At 47.4% G+C, this 20,691-nt stretch carries 21 protein-coding genes; 2 read left to right on the top strand and 19 right to left on the bottom strand.

The window, feature by feature from the left end; translation table 11 throughout:
- Nucleotide 1: 1 nt before the first annotated feature.
- The 19 genes from MYF79_RS09285 to MYF79_RS09195 form a co-directional block, all read right to left on the bottom strand.
- Entirely contained in the window at nt 2-1,216 is a 1,215-nt protein-coding gene (locus MYF79_RS09285) for a beta-ketoacyl-[acyl-carrier-protein] synthase family protein (RefSeq protein WP_247813560.1), read from the bottom strand.
- The gene (locus tag MYF79_RS09280; protein ID WP_089838859.1) at nt 1,216-1,476 is read right to left on the bottom strand and encodes a phosphopantetheine-binding protein; all 261 of its coding nucleotides are present in this window, start codon (nt 1,474-1,476) and stop codon (nt 1,216-1,218) included. The genes MYF79_RS09285 and MYF79_RS09280 overlap by 1 nt, the downstream gene beginning before the upstream one ends.
- 23 nt (nt 1,477-1,499) lie before the next feature.
- Nucleotides 1,500-2,114: a beta-ketoacyl synthase N-terminal-like domain-containing protein gene (locus MYF79_RS09275; RefSeq protein WP_247813558.1), complete on the bottom strand. Its 615-nt coding sequence runs from the start codon at nt 2,112-2,114 to the stop codon at nt 1,500-1,502.
- 1 nt (nt 2,115) lies between these two features.
- On the bottom strand, nt 2,116-3,363 hold the full coding sequence (locus MYF79_RS09270; RefSeq protein WP_247813557.1) for an NAD(P)/FAD-dependent oxidoreductase: 1,248 nt from the start codon (nt 3,361-3,363) through the stop codon (nt 2,116-2,118).
- Nucleotides 3,364-3,393: 30 nt separating this feature from the next.
- Nucleotides 3,394-4,461, bottom strand: coding sequence for a methyltransferase (locus tag MYF79_RS09265; RefSeq protein WP_247813556.1), 1,068 nt, complete (start codon nt 4,459-4,461; stop codon nt 3,394-3,396).
- 17 nt (nt 4,462-4,478) lie between these two features.
- On the bottom strand, nt 4,479-5,627 hold the full coding sequence (locus MYF79_RS09260; protein ID WP_247813555.1) for a beta-ketoacyl synthase N-terminal-like domain-containing protein: 1,149 nt from the start codon (nt 5,625-5,627) through the stop codon (nt 4,479-4,481).
- Nucleotides 5,624-6,076, bottom strand: a complete 453-nt coding sequence (locus MYF79_RS09255) for an acyl-CoA thioesterase (RefSeq protein ID WP_247813553.1) — start codon at nt 6,074-6,076, stop codon at nt 5,624-5,626. Before MYF79_RS09255 ends, MYF79_RS09260 begins: the two co-directional genes overlap by 4 nt.
- A gap of 18 nt (nt 6,077-6,094) precedes the next feature.
- Nucleotides 6,095-6,793, bottom strand: coding sequence for a hypothetical protein (locus MYF79_RS09250; RefSeq protein WP_247813551.1), 699 nt, complete (start codon nt 6,791-6,793; stop codon nt 6,095-6,097).
- Nucleotides 6,794-6,806: 13 nt separating this feature from the next.
- Entirely contained in the window at nt 6,807-7,226 is a 420-nt protein-coding gene (locus tag MYF79_RS09245) for a 3-hydroxyacyl-ACP dehydratase (protein ID WP_247813550.1), read from the bottom strand.
- 9 nt (nt 7,227-7,235) lie between these two features.
- Nucleotides 7,236-8,126: a lipid A biosynthesis acyltransferase gene (locus MYF79_RS09240; protein ID WP_247813549.1), complete on the bottom strand. Its 891-nt coding sequence runs from the start codon at nt 8,124-8,126 to the stop codon at nt 7,236-7,238.
- On the bottom strand, nt 8,126-8,383 hold the full coding sequence (locus MYF79_RS09235; RefSeq protein ID WP_199657582.1) for an acyl carrier protein: 258 nt from the start codon (nt 8,381-8,383) through the stop codon (nt 8,126-8,128). Before MYF79_RS09235 ends, MYF79_RS09240 begins: the two co-directional genes overlap by 1 nt.
- Before the next feature lie 229 nt (nt 8,384-8,612).
- The gene (locus MYF79_RS09230) at nt 8,613-9,836 is read right to left on the bottom strand and encodes a beta-ketoacyl-[acyl-carrier-protein] synthase family protein (RefSeq protein ID WP_247813548.1); all 1,224 of its coding nucleotides are present in this window, start codon (nt 9,834-9,836) and stop codon (nt 8,613-8,615) included.
- A gap of 72 nt (nt 9,837-9,908) precedes the next feature.
- Nucleotides 9,909-10,637: a 3-oxoacyl-ACP reductase FabG gene (gene fabG, locus MYF79_RS09225; protein ID WP_247813546.1), complete on the bottom strand. Its 729-nt coding sequence runs from the start codon at nt 10,635-10,637 to the stop codon at nt 9,909-9,911.
- A 19-nt stretch (nt 10,638-10,656) separates the two neighbouring features.
- Nucleotides 10,657-12,195 carry a histidine ammonia-lyase gene (gene hutH / locus MYF79_RS09220; RefSeq protein ID WP_247813544.1) on the bottom strand — a complete coding sequence of 513 codons (1,539 nt, stop codon included), beginning with the start codon at nt 12,193-12,195 and terminating at the stop codon, nt 10,657-10,659.
- 160 nt (nt 12,196-12,355) lie between these two features.
- Complete coding sequence (locus tag MYF79_RS09215; protein ID WP_247813542.1) at nt 12,356-13,603, bottom strand: hemolysin family protein; 1,248 nt, start codon at nt 13,601-13,603, stop codon at nt 12,356-12,358.
- Nucleotides 13,604-13,681: 78 nt separating this feature from the next.
- The gene (locus tag MYF79_RS09210; protein ID WP_247813541.1) at nt 13,682-14,413 is read right to left on the bottom strand and encodes a ZIP family metal transporter; all 732 of its coding nucleotides are present in this window, start codon (nt 14,411-14,413) and stop codon (nt 13,682-13,684) included.
- Nucleotides 14,410-14,988, bottom strand: coding sequence for a phosphatase PAP2 family protein (locus MYF79_RS09205; protein ID WP_247813540.1), 579 nt, complete (start codon nt 14,986-14,988; stop codon nt 14,410-14,412). The genes MYF79_RS09210 and MYF79_RS09205 overlap by 4 nt, the downstream gene beginning before the upstream one ends.
- A 2-nt stretch (nt 14,989-14,990) precedes the next feature.
- Nucleotides 14,991-15,734 (bottom strand): class I SAM-dependent methyltransferase, encoded by a 744-nt coding sequence (locus MYF79_RS09200; RefSeq protein WP_247813539.1) that lies wholly within the window; start codon nt 15,732-15,734, stop codon nt 14,991-14,993.
- Between the two features lie 47 nt (nt 15,735-15,781).
- A complete protein-coding gene (locus MYF79_RS09195) occupies nt 15,782-17,719 on the bottom strand; it encodes an LTA synthase family protein (protein WP_247813537.1) in 1,938 nt (645 codons plus the stop codon).
- 300 nt (nt 17,720-18,019) lie between these two features.
- Here MYF79_RS09195 and glmM point away from each other — a divergent pair, with 300 nt between their 5' ends.
- Together glmM and MYF79_RS09185 are read left to right on the top strand one after the other, a co-directional pair.
- A complete protein-coding gene (glmM, locus tag MYF79_RS09190) occupies nt 18,020-19,402 on the top strand; it encodes a phosphoglucosamine mutase (protein ID WP_247813535.1) in 1,383 nt (460 codons plus the stop codon).
- 144 nt (nt 19,403-19,546) lie between these two features.
- A complete protein-coding gene (locus MYF79_RS09185) occupies nt 19,547-20,674 on the top strand; it encodes a cysteine desulfurase family protein (protein ID WP_247813533.1) in 1,128 nt (375 codons plus the stop codon).
- The last annotated feature ends 17 nt before the right edge of the window (nt 20,675-20,691 follow it).

Raw genomic sequence — 20,691 nt, 5'->3', positions numbered from 1 at the left:
TTTACGATTGCGCATTTTTTGAAAATACCAGGCTGGAGCAGTTACCGCCAAAGCCAAATGAGTTTGACATTACATGCTGCAGCTGCTGCCCTTCAGCGAAGCTGGTAACAGGTGAAAAAGGCAGGTCCTTCATCTGTTTACTGAAATTCGCATTAGGATAGATCACACCTTCTTTCACTGCCCAGGCAGAAAAAACGGCTTCTATGCCTCCACTGGCGCCCAATGTGTGCCCTGTGAAGGACTTGGTACTGCTTACCGGCGGATAATGTGGTGCAAAAAGACGGGTTATAGCCGAACCTTCTGCAGCATCATTATTCTGCGTACCGGTACCATGCAGGTTAATATAATCGATATCTTCAGGTTTGATACCGCTCATCTCCAGCGCGGTCTGCATGGCCAGGAAATTGCCTGTGCCATCAGGAGAAGAAGCGGTCTGATGATAAGCATCGTTGGCGTTGGCATAACCACTCAGGCGGCACCAGGGCTGCCGGCTGGCAGGCAGTTCTGCGGCCAGCGCTTCACTGATCAGCACAACATATCCCGCGCCTTCGCCCAGGTTCAGTCCTGCGCGGGTGTCGTCAAAGGGACGGCAGGCTGCAGGATCGAGGATCATCAGCGTATTAAAACCATTCAGTGTAAAACGGGTCAGGGCATCGGTACCACCGGCTATCACCACATCCACCAGGTTATTTTTGATAAGCCTTGCTCCATACATCAATGCATTCGCGCTGGAAGAACAGGCGGTGCTGATAGTCGATATATGGTGACGAATGCCCATTGCATCGGCCACCAGTTCAGTAATGGCGCCACATTCATGGTGCACTACCTGGCTCAGATGACCTTTGGACGGATCCTGCAGGTAATCTGCAAAGAAGTCTTCCGTCTTGTCCATCCCCCCCACCGTATTGGCAGAAACAAAACCTACGCGGTACTGGCTGATATCTCCAAGACCGGTACTTTTCCAGGCTTCCTGCGCAGCCACACGACTCAGCAAAGCGGTGCGGCTGATCTTTTCGGGCATCCCTGTCCAGGCGGCCAGGGTGGCGTTGGACGCTTTTACTTCCACTACCGGGAATGTATGGCGGTGCACAGAATGCAGATACTCCATATGGGCCATACCGGGCTCCATACGTTTGAATGCCTCCAGGCATTCAGGCAGGTTGTTCCCTATGCCGCAAATGACGCCACCTCCGGCAATCCATACATCACTATGCATTATTTAGCGGTTTGATGCGCGGTAATAAATTCAGCGATGGTACGCACGGAATGGAATATTTCCGGTCCCTGCTCAGGATTCGCAATACGGATACCGTAATGCTGCTGCAGCAGTACAATTATTTCCAGCGCATCGATAGAGTCCAGACCCAATCCATCCTTGAACAAAGGCTGATCATCCCCGATATCTTCAGGTTTTACTTCCTGCAGGTTCAACTGCTCTACGATCTGGGCTTTCAGCGCCGCCATCAATTTTTCCATGGTTATTATTACTGTATATTAATTTAAATACTTACTGCTTTCTGCAGATTGTCTGCATTGAATGACAATCCTCCGCCGGTAGCTTCTACCTTGTACAGCATCACCTCGTACCTGGGCCCCATTACTTCCACCCAACCACACAGACAGGCAGAAACTGCGTTTTCCAGGAACAGCTGGCCGATATAACGGGCCATGAATGCCGGGTCAAATGCATCGGTGGTAAAAAAGGCATTCTCTCCCTTGAAGCCGTGACGGATACTGATCTCACCCATTACGATATTGGCCAGGGTGTAGACAAATAACGCCGGACTGGCAATGTCTTTCACCGTATCAAAGTACCGCAGATCGGTGTCGAGGCTGGCGCTTTTATTGGCCAGGATCAGCCCTACACTTTCGGGCGGATAGCTGCTCAACGGGGCATCTTTCAGCAGTACTTCTGCAGCCAGCCAGCCCAGCTTACTCAGCGGGTCCATCTTATGGAACTTGGGATACTGACCGGAAAACTGATCATATCCTGCCCGCAGGAAATCCGTTAATTCCGGTGCCTGCGGTGCTTCCCACAACAGTACGCCATCCTTGTATACCCGGTTATTCCGGATCACACAACTTCCCGTTATATATGCCTCGCCGTTGTCCAAGCTATTGGTCCTGTTTTATAATTTGTGTTAATTCTATGGTACGTGCCAGGCGTTTCAGTGCTGTGTCATGGTGCTGTACAAAAGGATTGCTCATATCCCAAACATACCCTGCCAGCACTGAACAGATCTGATTTTTCACTTCCGGGCGCTGATCATCAGAGAAGAAGATCTTGTCCAGGGTGCCGTCATACCAGGCCATTACATAAGAGCGGAAAGTATTCACGCCCTGCATGGTAGGCTCCATGTATTCCTTCTCCCAGTCAACCGCTTCTCCTTTCAGCTTGCGGATCACCAGTTTAGCGGCAGTCTGCGCCGAAACGCAGGCCAAAGTTACGCCAGATGAGAAAATAGGGTCCAGAAATTCTGTTACGTTGCCTGTCAGCACAAAGCCGTCTCCATAGAACTTGTCTGTAGTGGCAGACCATGACTCCAGGATACGTGGTTCGAACACCAGTTCCACATCACGGAAACGCTCCCTGGTATAAGGCTCTGCTTCCAGCAAAGCCCGGTATTGCTGTTCCGGTGTGCCGGAATAGCTGTTAAAAAATGAAGGATCGCTTACGAAACCAACAGAGGTCACTCCGGTAGAGAATGGAATGATCCAGATCCAGGTACCTGGTTGATGTACCACTGCTGTAATACGGTTAGGCTCGTCTGCCATGGAACGGCGGGCATCCACTGTATGTGCAAACAGGGCCTTACGCGGCTGCAGGTTTGAGTTCTTTTCCAGGTTGAACAAGCGGGGGATCACCCTGCCATATCCACTGCCGTCTACAATGAAACGGGCAGCTATTTCACTTTTATTGCCGTGTATATCTTCTACTGTAGTCACAGAATCCGATCCGTTAAAGCGAATGGCGGTCACTGTTGTTTCATAGCACACAGGTACACCCATTGCTTCTACCGTATCTGCCAGGGTCTTGTCAAAATCGGCCCTGGTTACCTGCCAGGTCCAGTTCCAGCCGGGCGTATGCTGTTCTTTAAAGGTAAAGTCGCATACCTTGTTACCTTTTACGAACTTGGCGCCATACTTTTCCTGGAAACCTTTGGCCTTAATGGCATCAATAAAACGGGCTTCTTCCAACGCTTCCATACTACGTGGCAGCAGGCTTTCACCTATCACAAAGCGGGGGAATTTAAGCTTTTCCACTATTTTCACAGAATAGCCTGCCTGGTGGATAATGGATGCCGCCACTGTTCCTGAAGGGCCCGCACCAATCACTAATACGTCTACCTTTTCTGTTGTCATGGATATGTTTTATGGAGTGTATTATGGAGACTATTTTCTTTTACATTTTAACAGTGTGTAGCTAAGTCCCATCTGGTTATTCTCTTCAACTATCTGTAGTCCCGCGTCTTCGATACATTTAAAGAAATCGTCCGTATGGTACATCTGGCTGTTGCCATTCGCCATAGCGGTAAAATACAAGGATGTCTGCTGGAGGCAGAAAGCGGCCGATTTGAATGGCTGCCTGTTCCAGAACGGTTCCAGGATGAAGATAGTACCGTTCTCTGTCAGCGCCTCACGGCAACGTTTCAGTATAGATACGATCTGTTCTTCCGAAAAGCAATCAAGGAACTGGCTCATCCATATAGCGTCAAATCCGGAAGGGAAAGGCAGGCTTTCATCCAGGATGTTGGCTTCATGGAAAGACACACGGTCAGCCACGCCAGCTTCTTTGGTACGCTGCTGTGCAATGGCAATTTCTCCCGGCAGGTCGAACATGGTCACTTTTACATCTGCATCATAGGCAGTGCAGGCCAGTGTCCATTTACCGGTATTACCACCAATGTCCAGCAGTGTACGGGGTTTATTTTCAAATACGATCGGCAATGCCTGTGGGAATGCCAGATCAGAGTAGTAATGGTCGAAGTCAAACCAGCTCTTGCCTATTTCCGGTGGCAGCAATGGCAATCCGGGATAGATGGTGTCCCAGGGGCCCAGCTCTTTTAATCCTACCGGCCGGCCTTCCTTTAAACTGTCCTGCAGGTGATCCATACCGCGGTAGCAGATGTCCTGGGAGAAGTTCATATTAATGCGGGTCAGCTTATCGTGCAGGATAAAATAACCTGTCTTGGTCAGAATGTATCTTTTATCGTTCACAATAAGCAGTTCGATACCGAGTCCCGCTTCCAGCAGTACGCGTACGGCATAACGGGAGAGCGATACTTTTTCCAGTACTTCTTCAATGGTCAGTCCCTTTTGTCCGGCGTCACTGATAGCCTGCAGGATGCCCATATCACGAAGGGCACGGGTAGCCTGAAATGCTATCGGCGCAAAAGCCAGTCTCAATGCTGCTTCCTGCGCCTGTAGTGCTGTTTTCGTTTCTTTAGTAAAAAACTCCATTCTGAATTAAGATTAGATTATTTCGAAAATATCATGGCTGCATTACAACCGCCAAAACCGGATACTGTCTTCAGGAAATGCTGCATAGGCCTGCTGCTCAGCTGATTGCTCACCATTACCGGGTGAGGTACGCCGAGAGACTGGAATCCCGCTGTGGGAATGACCAGCTGCTGCTGCAGTGCATGCATACCTATCACGGCCTCTATGAGCCCTGCCGCACCCAGTGTATGCCCATAATACCCTTTGAGGCTGTTCACAGGCACTTCCAGCAATCCTGCCAGGTGCAGCGCCTTGGATTCCATTTCATCGTTGTACGGCGTTGCTGTACCATGGGCGGAAACGAAACCGATATCTGCAGGCCGCAGCCCCGAACCTTTCATTGCCTTTTGCATGGCGATGCTCAGCTCTGCCCCGGTACGGGAAGGTCCGGAAATGTGATTGGCATCATTACTCACAGCTCCTGCTCCTACCCGGATGGAAGAAGGAGTAACGTATGCTTCGTTATTGGTCAGTATCACAGTGGCTGCTCCTTCTCCTAATGTCACTCCTTTACGGTTGGCATCGAAAGGCCGGCATGGCTCGCTGCTGACAGCCTGGAAAGACTGGAAGCCAGATAATACGAACCTGGTCACCACATCTGCGCCGGTTACCACTGCGTGGTCATAACGGCCGGAAAGGATCAGCCTTCTGGCTGTTAAAATAGCCAGCAAGCCTGAGATACAGGCGTTGCTGACTACTATAGGATCTTCTGTATAATTAAAATACTGTGCTATCTTCTTTGCAGTATGGAACAACTCCATTTCCTGCAATGGCGCATTGGCAGGATCTTCCTCCTGCTCCAGCAGTTCAATGTTTCCCTTTGTAGTGGATACGATGAAAGCAGTACGACCATCCGTAATGTCAATGGACGTTCTGTCCAGTGCATTCTGCACGGATAGTATCACCAGCTGTTCGAACTTTGTATACTGTTCGAGGCTTTCCTCGTTCCAGCTGTTTTCCAGCTGGTCGGGTGCCATCATAGCCGCATAGAACGGCGCTGCCGACATGACAGGATTGTCATGCAGCCGGATACCGCTCAGGCCATCCCTCACGTTTACAAAGTTCTCTTCTGTTGTTCTGCCCAGTGGCGACAATATATTATCTGCCACTACATACACACTTTTCATCTTTTCACATTATTAGGAGCAATGATCTGCCCATGCTGTGCTTTCCATTTTTCAAAAAATGGAGGGATGGTCAGCTGCAGTGTAGATGTAGCCACGTCCAGGAATACCTGGAGAGAACTACCATCAGCTACCAGCTCACCGGTTGCAAAATTGTATAGCTTATATTCAAACCTGATCTTTGCAGCGGCGGTATTCACATAATTGGTTTCCACAACTACACGGTCTCCGTATCTCAGTGAACGTTTATAATTGCATTGTACATTCACAACAGGTACGGTATATCCTTCTTTATAAATATCGAGGTAGCGCAGCCCGTATTTCTCACCGAAAGCCTCTCTCCCATCTTCAAAATAGCGAATATAATGTCCATGCCATACTATTCCCAGTGGATCGGCTTCATTGAACTTCACAAGTATATTCGCACGCTCAGTCAATACAGGGCTCATCATTTTATTTTTCCGGATTAATTACATCAGGCTCGCCTGGCTTTCTACAGCAGCTACCCTTGTTTCGGCAGTAGCTTCAGCTTTAGACTTCCACTCTTTATATTTTCCATGATCGATGGAATTCAGCACTTTATAGATGGTATAAGCCCAGTAGTTACGAAAACCAAAGCCCTGTGCCTTCCCGGTAAAACGTTCCGTCAGCAGTACCTTTTTACTGGATAGATCTATCAGTGTAGCATATACGTAAGCTTCCTTGTTTGTTTTACTCATACCGTCCATGATGAATACCAGGCCGATGCCCTTCTGACCATGGAGATCGTACTTCTTTACATGCTTGTCAATGTCTGCAGCTGTCAATCCTTTTTCCAGGTCAGCCACACCATTGGCCTTGATGGTAGCAGGATTCACACCTTCATTGAGTTTCTGTACAGCTTCCAGGAAATTGCTCACGCTGGTCCTTTTGAAGGTGCCGGCAATGTCATATTTTTTGGATTCTGTAACGATCACGTTATTGATCGGCTCGAACTTATTGACAATTTCTGCGGCAGTTGCAGTCTCTCCTTCTATTTTGGCGGCAGAGAAATCAACACCGAGGTAGGTCAATGGGGTAGATTCATTGCTGAAAAATTCTTTCAGGGTCTGTGCATGGCTGCGTCCCGCAGACAGGCATACAAATACTAAAGCAAAACTTGCCAGCAGGCATTTCTTTAAGGTGGTCATTACAAATGGATTTTTATGGGTTTATGAAAATTTTCAGTTCACATTGCGCCATTACCTTTCCATTCAGGGTCACTTTAGCAGCTACCATGGTAGCGTTGAACACCTGACTTTGTATTTCCGTGGTGGTCTCAATGAAGGATCCGGCGGGAGGGAATTCAAACACTTCGAAGTCTTTTACGGCGCCGATAAAGCCGATAGGAACCGGGGTATTTTCCTGCTGGGCTATATATCCTACACGGGCAGCCGCAGTCTGCGCCATGTTCTCCAGCAGTCCGGGCGATTTCAGCACGCCATCTTCCACAAAAAGATTATCGGCTGCAATCTGCAGGCCGGTACGGGTGATGTTGTCCTTTACTTCCAATATGCCGCTGATCATGACTATCGGTGTGCGTTGCGGTATATATGCTGTAACGTTGTCGGTGTGGATGAACATAAAATCTGCTTATTTATCTTCCGGTATTTCCCAAAAATCGTAATAGTTAAACCATTGTTCAGGATATTTCTTAACCATCGCTTCCAGCTCATGAACAAAATCCTGAACGGCAGTTTCTACGCCCTGCCTGCGGCGTCCATGATATTCTCTTGGCTGAGTTGCATATAAATGATAATGACTGCTGGTTTCCTTAAAAGCAAATACAAGCGATACCGGCACCCTGAACGTGGCCGCCAGCAGGAATGGACCTGCCGGAAAGCGGGCATCCGCCCCCAGAAAGGATGCGGTTACCGTTTTATTGCCTTCCAGGAACCTGTCTGCATGCATACATACCAGCTCCTGGTTGCTCAGCGCTTCATTAATGGCGTAAATGTGCGATAAATCATCCTTAATAACAATAATATTCACATTACGTTCACCTGTCACGGATGACAGGTACTTCTTGATGCGCTCATGCTCGCCGTCAAACATGACAATATTGATACGCGTTTCCAGGCGCCGGAACAGGTGCCCGGCCACTTCCCAGTTTCCCAAATGGGCACTGAGCATGATACCGCCCTTGCCTGCAGCAGTGATTTCGCGCAGGTACTGTTCTCCCTCAAATTCGAAGGTAAACCGGTTCCTGATACCGGACATCACGACAACCTTATCGATCAGCACCTGACCGAATACATAGTAGTTCCGGTATACGCTGAGCAATGATCGCCACCAGCCATGTCCTACCCTGGTATGAAAATATTGAAAAATGGGGCGTGAAGAGCTGTAGGAAAACAGAAAATAATATGCGGCAACAAACCTTAATAATACATAAGCAGGCAGTACGCCCCCATAACGCAATGTCCCGATAAAAATACTGTACCCCAGCTTATTTCCCTTGGATTTCCCCTCCCAGGAAGGCATTATACCAGTTCTTTTTGTTTGATACGATTAGCCACGTAGTCGTAAAAATCCTGGAAAGTGGCAATTCCCTGAAAATCTTCCGGATTTACCTTAAATCCGAAGTTATTTTCAATTACAACCACCAGGTCAATGTAGTCCAGGCTATCCAGGTCAAGGGTAGCTTTCAGGTTGGCATCAGGCGTTATCTTGCTTCCATCCGCTTCAAATTCCTCTACCAGGAATGCATTCGTGATTTGTATGATTTCTTGTTTGTCCATATCAGTGTAACTCTAGGATATAGGTTGATCTATATACGTGATTATCAGAAAAAAGTTCGCTTAGATTGGCTGTTAATCCGGTCCTTATGTACCTTATAATTTTTCTTTAATGATAGTTTTAGCTGATCAACCTTCCTTGCTTCTGTTTTAGTCCCTCAAAGGTATAAATATCCGGGCAGATATTAAATATTGCCGCTTTTGTGGTATTAAAGTGTTGACAGTTAACTATTTATTTTGTCCATTTTTTGACTATCAGGGATGAATTGGTGCCCCCAAAGCCAAATGAATTAGACAAAAATATATTAAAATCTTTATTAATGGTAGTATTGTTGATATTTAATCTGGTAGCTGCTCCATCAGGATTCTCCAGGTTAATGTTCGGTGCAATAAAACCATTCTGCATCATCAGCATGGAATAAACAATTTCACTCGCTCCCGCCATCCAGCATTCATGCCCTGTCATCGACTTGGTAGAGCTGACATATGGTCTTGAGCCGCCAAATACCTGGTCGATCGCTGCCGCTTCACTGGCATCTCCTGCCGGCGTGCTGGTAGCGTGTGCATTGATGTATTCGATATCCTTCGCCTGCAGGCCTGCATCCTGTAAGGCAATCTGCAGAGAACGCACAGGTCCGTCTATTGTCGGGTTGGAAATATGCGCGCCATTGGAAGAAAACCCATAACCAATCACCTCCGCCAGGATATTTGCTCCCCTGCGCCGGGCTGATTCCAGGCTTTCCAGGATCACTGTTGCCGCGCCACCACTGGGCACCAGGCCATCACGGTCACGATCGAACGGACGGCTGGCTTTTTCAGGCTCATTCTCCCTGACAGAAAACGCGGCAATGGCATCGAAGTTACCCATAGAGTAAATGTTGATCTCCTGCGCCCCCCCACACACCACACAGTCCTGCATACCATTGCGGATGAACATATAACCGAGCCCGATGGCATGGGAACCACTCGCACAGGCCGCGCTCACGCTGAAGTTAATTCCTCTCAGCTTGAAGATGGTGGCCAGGTTCATGTTCACGGTAGAGTTCATGGTCTGAAACACAGAACCGGAACCCACCAGCATGGTATCTTTCTTCTCCCGCATAATGTCGGTAGCTTCTATCACAGGCTTGGAAGAACTGTCATTACCAAACAGCAGGCCCACTTCCGTTTTCTCTATATAATCCTGATCTATCTTAGCCTGCTCCAGCGCTTCCCTGGTGCTCATAAAAGCAAATTCCGCCTGCTCCGGCATCATCATGCGGGCGCGGCGGTCAAGCACTCCTTTCAGGTCCGGACGGTCTACATAGCCTGTCAAACCCGAACGGTATCCAAAGGCCTTCCTGGCCGGGTCCAGAATAATACCGGATTTTCCTTTATATAAAGAATCACGTACCTCCTCCAGGTTCTTGCCTATACAGGAATAAACTCCCAATCCTGTGATCACCACTCTGTTCATATAAATCAATTTGGACCAGGAACCTGAGACCAGCTACCACTTACCGATACTGTCCTCTGCTCCTGATTATAATCATGTGTATAGTCCTCCGTTAATTGACAAAACTTCGCCTGTAATGTAAGAGGAGGATGAAGATGCAAAAAAGGCAACCGCTTCCGCTACTTCTTCCGGCGTACCAAAGCGGTTCATAGGCACCTGTGCCGCCAGCTCTTTCTCGTTCAGTTCGGCCGTCATATCCGTTTTAATAAAACCCGGAGCGACTGCGTTCACTGTTACCCCACGCTTAGCCACTTCCTGGGCCAGCGCTTTCGTTGCGCCGATTACGCCTGCTTTGGCCGCAGAGTAATTCGTCTGACCGGGAAGGCCTTTAATACCAGACAGGGAGACGATATTGATGATACGTCCGTAACGTTTCATCAGCATATTGTTCAGCACCTGTTTAGTGACATTAAAGAAGCCATCCAGGCTGATGTTCAGCACATTTCTCCACTGGTCACTGTTCATCCAGAACAGCAGGTTATCTTCCCGGATACCGGCATTATTCACCAGTACCTGGATCTGTTTCTCTTTGTTATTGTCTACCCAGCCACCTAATACCGCCTGTACTTCCTCATTATTGCCAACATTGAACTGCAGCAGTTCGCCATCGCTTCCCTTCGCTCTCACCGCGTCCAGCGTTTCCATGGCTGCAGCTTCATTGCCCTTATAATTGATAATTACATAGTACCCCAACTCGGCCATCTTCACGCATATCGCCCTGCCTATACCCCTGGAGCCACCTGTTATTAAAGCACATTTCATCCGTTAATTGTTTTAGAGGTTACCATGCTATTTCAGGATCATGCTGTAACAGGTATTCCTTGATCTTTTTAGCGTCTTTATACTTAGGACTGTCCTCAATAAATTTAGGAAAAATTGCCCTTACTTCACTGTAAATGCGGTGTGAGAAGGATGACAGTTTCTCGTGACAGTTCAGGTAATCAACCGCCTGTAACATCGTCATTACCTGGATGGCCAGTACCTCGTATGCATTCTCAATAACACGGTTGGTCATCAGCGCCGCGTTACATCCCATGCTCACAATATCCTGGTTGTCGTTATTGTTGGGAATGCTGTGCACATACATGGGGAAAGACAATGTCTGGTTTTCCGCCACTGTTGATGTAGCAGTAAACTGAATACCCTGCATACCGAAGTTCAGTCCCAGTTTGCCCAGGTTCATGAACGGCGGGAACTTGTGGTTCAGCTTTTCATTCATCAGGTAGTTCAGTTGCCTTTCAGACAGCATAGACAGTTTGGTGATCGCGATCTTCACCTTGTCCATTTCGAGGGAGATATAATCCCCGTGGAAGTTACCACCATGGAACACGTTCTCCTGGTGATGGTCCACTACCGGGTTGTCACTCACGGAGTTCAGCTCCTGTACTACGATCTTTTCAGCTGCTACCAGGGTATCGTAGATAGGACCTAATACCTGTGGTACACAACGCAGGGAATAATATTCCTGCACCTTGTCTTTAAAGATTTCCTCTTCCAGTTCTTTATAGAAATGGTCAGGACGGTGCCTGATCATCTTACTATCTTTCAGGATGTTGCGCATAGCGGCCGCTACCTTGTTCTGGCCTTCATGACGCTTTACGGCATTCAGTTCTTTGGAAAGATGGTCGTCAAAGGCTTCCACTACTTCATTGATCATGGCCGACAGGATACAGCTCCAACCCAGCAGTTTCTTAGCCTCTATGATATTTACCAGGCCGATACCTGTCATGGCAGAAGTACCATTGATCACTGCCAGTCCCTCACGGATGTGTATGCCGATAGGCTTGATACCTAACTGGTTAAATACCTCTGCCGTAGAACGTAGTTCTCCCTCATACACTACCTCTCCCTCACCGATCAGTACCAGGGCCAGATGGGCCAGCTGTACGAGGTCGCCGCTGGCGCCTACGCCACCGTGCTCATATATACATGGATAAACGTTCTTATTGATCAGGTCCCTGAGCAGGGTCACCACTTCCGGATGTACACCGGAATGAGCCTGCATGAAGCTGCTGAGGCGCGCTATCATGAGACCTTTAGTTAACAGGGGCGGCATATATTTGCCAGCTCCTGAGCTATGGCTGCGGATAAGATTGTACTGTAACTGATGAGTATCGCTTTCGCTGATGCGATATTGCGCCATGGGGCCGAAGCCGGTATTGATACCATAAATGAGCTTCTTGGCGGCAAATTTCTTTAAAAACTCAAAGTTGTGCGTTACTTCCTGTAAAGCGGCTTCCTCCAGGCTCAACTCCTCCCCGTTAAATAACACGCGGTACACTTCTTCCAGTGAAAGCACCTTACTCCCTAAAACAACCATTATTTTAAATTAAATTATTTGATTATGTAAAAAAGTGCTCAAAATTAGCAAAAAACAATTACGAATCACAAATGGAGAACTACGTAATTTATCTGTATGATAATCATACGTATCTGCCATTTACAATTCGTAATCAGACCAGTCCCTCCCCTTAATCAGATTATCCTTCTTCCACGGCATCCGCAGGCGCTTCCACCAGTACCTTATCTATACGGTGGGCGTCCATATCAACAATTTCAAAAGTGAAGCCCCTCCACTCAAATTTTTCTCCAATCTTGGGGATATGTTCCTGGTGGTGCAGGATAAAACCAGCCATCGTATCAAATTCCTGCTCAAACTCTGCCATCCAGTCTTCCTTGTCAAACCGGGCAAGAAAGTCATAGAATGGGATCTGTCCATCTACCAGGTAGGAACCATCTTCGCGGCGTACTATTTCGTAATCGTCGTCCTGCCCGGTTTCCGGCATGTCTCCTACAATGGCTTCCAGTATATCATTCAGGGTGATCATACCCAGGAAAGTTCCATATTCGTCTACAATAAACGCAGCATGGCTCTGTGTTTCCTTGAATTTTTCCAGTACCTGGTAAGCAGAGTTGTTCTCCGGTACAAACAGGGGCTTTTTCATGATACGCGCCAGCTCATGGCCCGTATCTGCTGCTGCTGTATAAAGGTCCTTGATGGTGATAATACCCTGGATATTGTCAATTACGTCGTCACATACAGGGTACACGGAGTGCGGACTGTCCAGGATCTTACTGCGGATAACTGCTTTAGGATCATTGATATCCAGGTATACGATATCGGTACGGTGCGTCATGAGGGAGGTAATATTACGGTCTCCCAGGTGAAACACCCTTTCTATGATCTCCTGCTCGGTCTCCTCGATGGCGCCTGCGGTGGTGCCCTCATTGATCAGCGCTTTGATCTCTTCTTCCGTCACATTGTTGTCGGTGCTTGGCTTCAGATTGAAGATATTCACCAGCATGTTGGTGAATATGGTCAGCAGCCATATGAATGGATAGGTGACCATAGACACCCATTTCATCGGGGCTGCCGTTTGCCTGGCAATAGCTTCCGGGCGTAAAATGCCCAGGCGCTTGGGCACCAGTTCGCCCAGTACCAGTGTAAAATAGGTTACCACCACCACAATAACGGTAATGGCAATACCATCGGCATAAGAACTTAACTGTGGATAACCCGAAATATATTCAACCAGGCGTGGTTTGAGGCTGATACCTGATAATATACCTATTAAAATGCTGATAAGTGTGATTCCCACCTGGACAGTGGAGAGAAACCTGTCCGGATTGCTGGCCAGTTTAAGCGCAGCTTTTGCCTTTTCATCCCCTTTATTGGCCAGATATTCCAGCCTTGCTTTACGTGCATATTCCATGGCGACCTCTGACATTGAGAATAAGCCATTTAGCAAAATAAGGATGAGGATAATGACGACGACTTCCATGTTTAAAAGGCTAAAAATAAAGAATTATTCAAATATTAAGGTAAGAAATGCTAAAAGCAACCCTGCCGCTATGGCAATTACTTTACGATAGCTCAATTCATGGTGTTTGGTACCGCTTTCATAGAAAATGGTGGTAGAAATATGCAGGAATGCACCTATCACCAATGCTACGATGTAAGCAGTAATATTGGATATATACGCAGATTGTTGCCCCAGAACAGATGCCAGCAGCGCTGCAACAGGCGTAACCAGTGAAAAAATGATCAGGATACGCCATAACCGCCCTCCCTGTTGATGGGCGTGCATCATGACGGTGATCAGTGTAAATGCCTCGGGCAGCTTATGCGCAGCTACCCCTATAACCAGTGAGGCCAGGGCCGCGCGGTCCTCAAAATGAAAACCCAGGGGAATACCCTCCATAAAAGCATGAATGGACAATCCCAGCAGCAGTGGAAAGATCTGTACGTGGTGATGACCATCTTTCGGCACATGGGTATGCCCGTGTTCCGTTCCGTGCGACAATGCCTGCAGGGCCACCTGCAGGAAAAAACCCAATACGATATAGATACCTGCCTGATGTCCCAGTTCATGATACACTTCAGGCAACAGGTGCATGATAGTGACTCCAAACAGGCAGGCGCCGGTAAATGCCAGCATGTAGATCGGGAAGTTGGGGGTTACCCTTCTTACCGTCATGGGAATTAAACCACCGCCTAATGTGGCCAGTAAAATAATTAAAAGAAAGATCCAGTTCATGTTGTTAATTCAGGTTCCAGTCTGATACGCCGTTGAAAGAATCCGCCACTCAGGGTACCTATCATGATACCCAGTACAGCACCTCCGATCACATCCAGCGGGTAATGAACGCCTACATATACCTGTGCATAACAGATCAGCAGCGCCCAGACAAAAAACAGAGAGGCATACAGTTTTGAAATATGCCTGAAAGTGAGGAAACAAAAAGTGCTTAGCGCAAAATGATTGGCTGCATGGGAAGAGGTAAAACTACCGCTACCGGGGCAATATACCACCAATACCCTTACAAAATGCTGCATCAGCGGGTCCCGGCATGGCCTTATCCTCCCTACCGCCTCCTTGATGTGTAAGCTGGCCTGGTCAGCCAGACCAAAAGAAACCAGGAAAAAAACGATCCACCAGAAACCTTTCCAACCGTAATTGATCGTCACAAACAATACCAGGAAAAGGTACAGCGGCGCCCATACATATGGCTCCCTTAACCAGGGCACAATAGCATCCAGCACAGCATTCCGCCACACGTTATTGATATAGAAAAAGAGTTTGTAGTCCAGTCTAAGCAGTCTTTCCAGCATGGCTAATGTTTTGTAGCAATAATGATCAGTCTTGGCGAATGCTGTTCATCGTAAGTATTGAAATGATAGTCTCCAAAGATATCTGTTATTTGCAAACCCTGGTGAGCGAACATTTCCTCAAAATCCTGAAGGGTAAAGGCACTGACATTCTCGGTAAATGTTGTCCGGTATAAACGGGAACGGTCCAGGATATTGATCTGTTTCTGAAACTTTCCGTCATTTACCTCCCTGACAATATCGAACACCACCTCTCCTTTTTCTTTCACCTCAAATGGCACCAGGTTGGCCTTAACATAAGGACTGTTCAGATAGTCGAGTACCAGGCATCCTCCCGGCTTCAGGGCATTCCGCATGGTACGCAGGGCATTCTCATTTTCCCTTTCCGTATCAAAATATCCAAAGCTGGTAAAAAAGTTAAATACAAGATCAAAATAGTTCACCCTGAAAGGCAGTCGCATGTCATGCTGATAAAAGCTGAGATGGTCATTTTCCAGCTTTTTGGCAATGTTAATGCTGCGGATGGAAAGGTCAATACCTGTAACAGTATATCCTTTTGAGGCCAGGTAGCTGGAATGACGGCCGGTACCACATGCTACATCCAGCATGGTGGCATTAGCAGCCGGACGCAGGTAGTTCAACAGCTTGTCTATAAAAGTTGCCGCTTCTGCATTATCCCTGTTATTGTACAACAGGTGATAGTAAGGAGAATTGAACCAATCTTTAAACCATTGTTTTTGTATTTCCACTGCTAAATCATTAAAAACTTCCATGATCAGATGAACGCCCCAAAGCTCTATTTTTTATTGTTAAACATCAAATATCGGGTGCTTTCGTAAAATGCCCGCGTTAAATTATCGAGTGCCTTTGCCGTATCGGGATATTGCGCCCTTACATTTTTCAAAGGATCTCCCTGCATGTCGTACAGATAAGCATCCTGGGTCTTCGTATTGATCTCATACATATAGCGTTCCCCTATCATGGATATATAACCCTGGAGGTTCTTGGCATAGGAAGCAAAAGCATACCTGTATGCCAGCGTAGAATCCAGCATATCCCGTCCCAGCGTATAGTTCTTCACCGGCATGCCTACCAGTTTCGCCATTGTGGGATAGATATCCACAAGGCTGACCGCATAGTTGATCACGCCCGGCTTAATTAACGCAGGGGCATAAATAAAGCAGGTGGAATGTACTGAGCCGCTGACCAGTTCGTACTCGGGGGTGGGCATAAAATGATAAGGATTCAGGGTACAGTTATGGTCACCAAACATAATAAAGATGGTATTGTCCAGGTATCCACCCTTTTTCGCCAGGTCTATGAGGTGTGCCACATTATAATCCTCATAACGGATAGCGTTGAACTGATCTATGGAAACAAATCCTGATTTTTTAAATTGCTCTTTATCGATCTCTTTCTCTGTTACTTTCTTAAAATCGCCCGCTCCCGTTGTAGTCGTGTAGGGAGGGTGATTGTCCGCCAGCTGCAGGAAAGCCACAAAGGGCTGTTTTCTTTTTCCTGCGTCCCTGAATATTTCGTCGGCCTCCGTGATCAGGTCATAATCAGAGACGCCCCAAACGTCTGCTTTAGGCGCTTTATAATACCCTTCTTCAAAGATCTTCACACCATCCACATTATTCGTAAATACCGCCCTGATATTGGCCCAGTTGGTATTTCCTCCCAGCAGGTAGTATTTCTCATATCCTTTGAACTGGTCCAGCACCACCCGCTGGTCGATCATCTTCGGATGACGGGAAGCGGTTTTGGTTAAACTGATATCGGGCAGCCCTGTAGTCACACCATACACCGTTCTGGCAGTGCTGACAGCCGGTACATAGAAATTACGGAAAAGGATCCCGCTGTCGGCCAGCCTTTTCATATTAGGCGTGGGTTGCATCGGGTTATTGTACATGCTGGTGATTGCCGCCCCGGTCGATTCCAGCATGACCAGCACCACGTTCATTTTCTTTCTGTCTGCGCCGGGAATATCACGCACGAAGTTCAGCTTCTCCGCATCGGGCTGCTGTACGCCCAGGTACCGGGCTATTACAGGATAAAGCTCTTTTGTCTTTTTGACATCGTAGGTATCCGTTTTGCCGGACATATTGGAAACATAGTACAATACCGGGTTCAGCGCCAGGCTGGTCACTCCGTTATCCCTGGTGAACATCGCCTGGCTCCAGCGAAGCGGAAAGTAAGCGATGCTGGCGTAAATACCGGCGGCAAAGAGCGCTACCATCGAGAACAGCCAACCACTATACCTCCGGCTATTGAGCAGTACAGCCGGTTCTTTTGCCAGCTGGCGGTAGGAACGGATGAACTGGTAAGAGATCAGGAACAGGAAAAGGCCAATCCCTAGTACGGTGCGTACCACCGGGTAGCTCTGCCATAACATCCTGGCATTGTCAGCCCGCTCTCCTGCCGCCAGGAAACGGGTAATAGTGGGATCCATGCGTAAACCGAGGTAGGCATAATGCCCCAGGTCAAGCACATAGGCAAAGGTCAGCACCAGGTACACCAGGAAGAGATAGACAAAAACCGGCTTTCTAATGGCCGGTTTTGTAAAAAAGCTATTTCTGAAAATGAAAGCGATCAGTAATATGGGAACAGTCAGGATCAGGGCAAGACGCATATCGAATCTTAACCCCAGCGTCCATGCCTTCAGGATGGCTTCGCTATCCGTAATGGTGGTTTTAAAGAAGAAGAAAAAGAAAACCAGACGAAAAACGACCATGAAGAGATATAGGAATAAGGCCTGGATAATCACATATCGAATATACCGGGGTATACTCTTCCATAAATATTTCATGTAAACGCAGCTGTTGATTAATTTGACATGCAAAAGTATGCTAAACTGTGGCATTAATGAAAAACGGGGCAAAGTTTCCTAAGCCCTATATAAACAGCCCACATTAAAAGTATAACACATCTATTTAAATTAATATTTAAATAGAAAGGAGTGCTATATATTTAATTCATTTGTCTATTGCTGATTGTAATTTTATATTTGCCCTTCCTTTAAAAATTGAAATTCGTGGCACTGATCAAATCGATTTCTGGCATTCGCGGAACTATCGGGGGCAAACCAGGAGAAGGGCTCTCTCCTCTCGATGTTGTAAAGTTCACAGCTGCATTCGGCACATGGCTCATCAAACAATCCGATAATAGAAAAGTAGTAATAGGGCGGGACGGGCGCATTTCAGGTGAAATGGTGAAACAACTCGTAGTTGCTACCCTGAACGGATTGGGCCTGGATGTAGTTGACCTGGACCTTTCTACTACTCCTACTGTCGAAGTAGCAGTAACGGCAGAACAGGCCGCAGGTGGTATCATCCTTACTGCCAGCCATAATCCCAAAGAATGGAACGCCCTGAAACTACTGAACAGTGATGGCGAATTCATATCAGGCGATGACGGAGCGATCGTACTCGATCTTGCTGCACGCGAGGATTTTACTTTCGCAGATGTCAACAAACTTGGTACCTACCGGAAAGATGACAGCTACCTGCAGAAACACATTGACATGGTGGTGAACTATCCCCTGGTAGATGTTCCTGCTATCAAGGCGCGCAACTTCAAAGTAGTGGTGGATGCTGTCAACTCTACCGGCGCTATTTTTATTCCTGCCCTGCTGAAGGCTTTGGGAGTGGAAGAGGTGACAGTACTGTTCGACGAAGTAAATGGCCGTTTCAGCCACAACCCCGAGCCCCTGCCGGAAAACCTGACTGCACTTAGCAATGAAGTGAATAAATCCAGCGCAGACCTGGGTATTGCTGTAGATCCTGATGTTGACCGCCTCTGCTTCGTATGTGAAGACGGCAGCATGTTCGGTGAAGAATATACCCTGGTGGCAGTAGCTGATTATATTTTGAAAAGCCGCAAAGGAAACACTGTTTCCAATCTTTCTTCCACACAGGCACTGAAAGATGTGACCCTGAAGAACGGCGGGGAATACCATCCTTCTGCAGTAGGAGAAGTGAATGTGGTACGAAAAATGAAGGAAGTGAATGCAGTGATAGGTGGCGAAGGTAATGGTGGTATCATTGTACCGGACCTGCACTATGGCCGCGATGCACTGATCGGTATAGGCCTCTTCCTCAGCCATGTGGCACAGAGCAAAAAGAACCTGAAAGCCCTGCGCAACAGCTACCCTGACTACTTTATTTCCAAAAATAAGATCGAGCTCGACAAAGGCGTGGATGTAGTTACCATTTTTGATAAGATCAAGGGTAAATACAGGAATCAGCCCATTAACGTAGAAGACGGTCTGAAAATAGAGTTTGACAGGGATTGGGTACACTTGCGTACTTCCAATACGGAACCTATTATCCGTATCTATGCGGAAAGCCAGAATGAGACCACGGCAGATAATATCGCCAAGCGCATCATGCAGGACATCCGTGAGTTTATGCACTAATTCCCAGCAACTTAGAATATTTTAACCGGCGGATGCATGTATTTGTATCCGCCGGTCGTCTTTTTGGAGATTGCGCATTATTTTCCAAAAAAATCAGACATTTGTGTCCGCCAACGGCATTTTTTATCAAAAACCACCACTACCTTGAAAAGAATTTATTTTGATAATGCAGCCACCACGGCGCTGGATAAAGACGTGCTGGATGTGATGCTGCCTTACCTGACAGAAAAGTTTGGAAATCCATCTTCCATCTATTCGTATGGCCGTGAAACCAGACTGGCCATTGAAAATGCACGTAAATCCGTAGCAAAGATCCTGAACGCACATCCGGGAGAGATCTTTTTTACCTCGGGTGGTACGGAAAGTACCAATACTGCGGTGAACGCGGCTATTCACAACCTGGGCTGCAGGCATATCATTTCTTCTGAAATTGAGCACCATGCCACCCTTCATTCCGTGGAACATGCCCATTCGAAAGACAAGATCAGGCTGAGTAATGTAAGATTACTGCCCGATGGTCATGTGGATATGGCACATTTGCGCGAACTGCTGGCCAATTCTCCCGAACGCTGCCTGGTGAGCCTGATGCATGCCAACAACGAAATTGGTAACCTGCTGGATCTTCATGCAGTAGGTAACCTCTGTAAGGAATTTGACGCCATCTTCCATTCCGATACGGTGCAGACCGTAGGGCACTATGCTTTTGACCTTCGTAATACGCCGGTGCATTTTATAAATGGCTCCGGTCACAAATTCCATGGCCCGAAAGGAGTAGGTATTCTTTACATCAATGAAAATGTGAAGATCACGCCGTTCATTCACGGAGGCGCCCAGGAGCGTAACATGCGCGCCGGCACAGAGAATGTATATGGTATTGTTGGTTTCGCCAAAGCGCTGGAACTGGCTACGGAACATATGGAAGAACACAGTAAGTATATCAACGATCTCCGTATGTATATGATGGATCAGTTAAAACAGCATATACCCGGCGTAAGCCATAACGGCGATCTCTATGGCCGCAGCCTGTATACGGTGCTGAACGTGTCTTTCCCCAAAACGGAGAAGAGTGAAATGCTGCTGTTCAACCTGGATATCAATGGTATCTGTGCATCCGGCGGCAGCGCCTGTACATCCGGCGCCGATGCAGGCTCTCATGTTATCCGCGCCATCAACAGTGATCCTAACAGGATCGCCGTACGCTTCTCTTTCGCTAAAGACAATACGAAAGAAGAGATAGATGAGGTCATCACAAGACTGAAAGAGATTGTCTAAACGACCCTACTTCAATA

It is taken from the genome of Chitinophaga filiformis (assembly GCF_023100805.1).
In the GTDB taxonomy this organism is placed as follows: domain Bacteria; phylum Bacteroidota; class Bacteroidia; order Chitinophagales; family Chitinophagaceae; genus Chitinophaga; species Chitinophaga filiformis_B.
The sequence above is the reverse complement of the archived record's forward strand: the minus strand, read 5'-3'. Positions and strand labels throughout refer to the sequence as shown.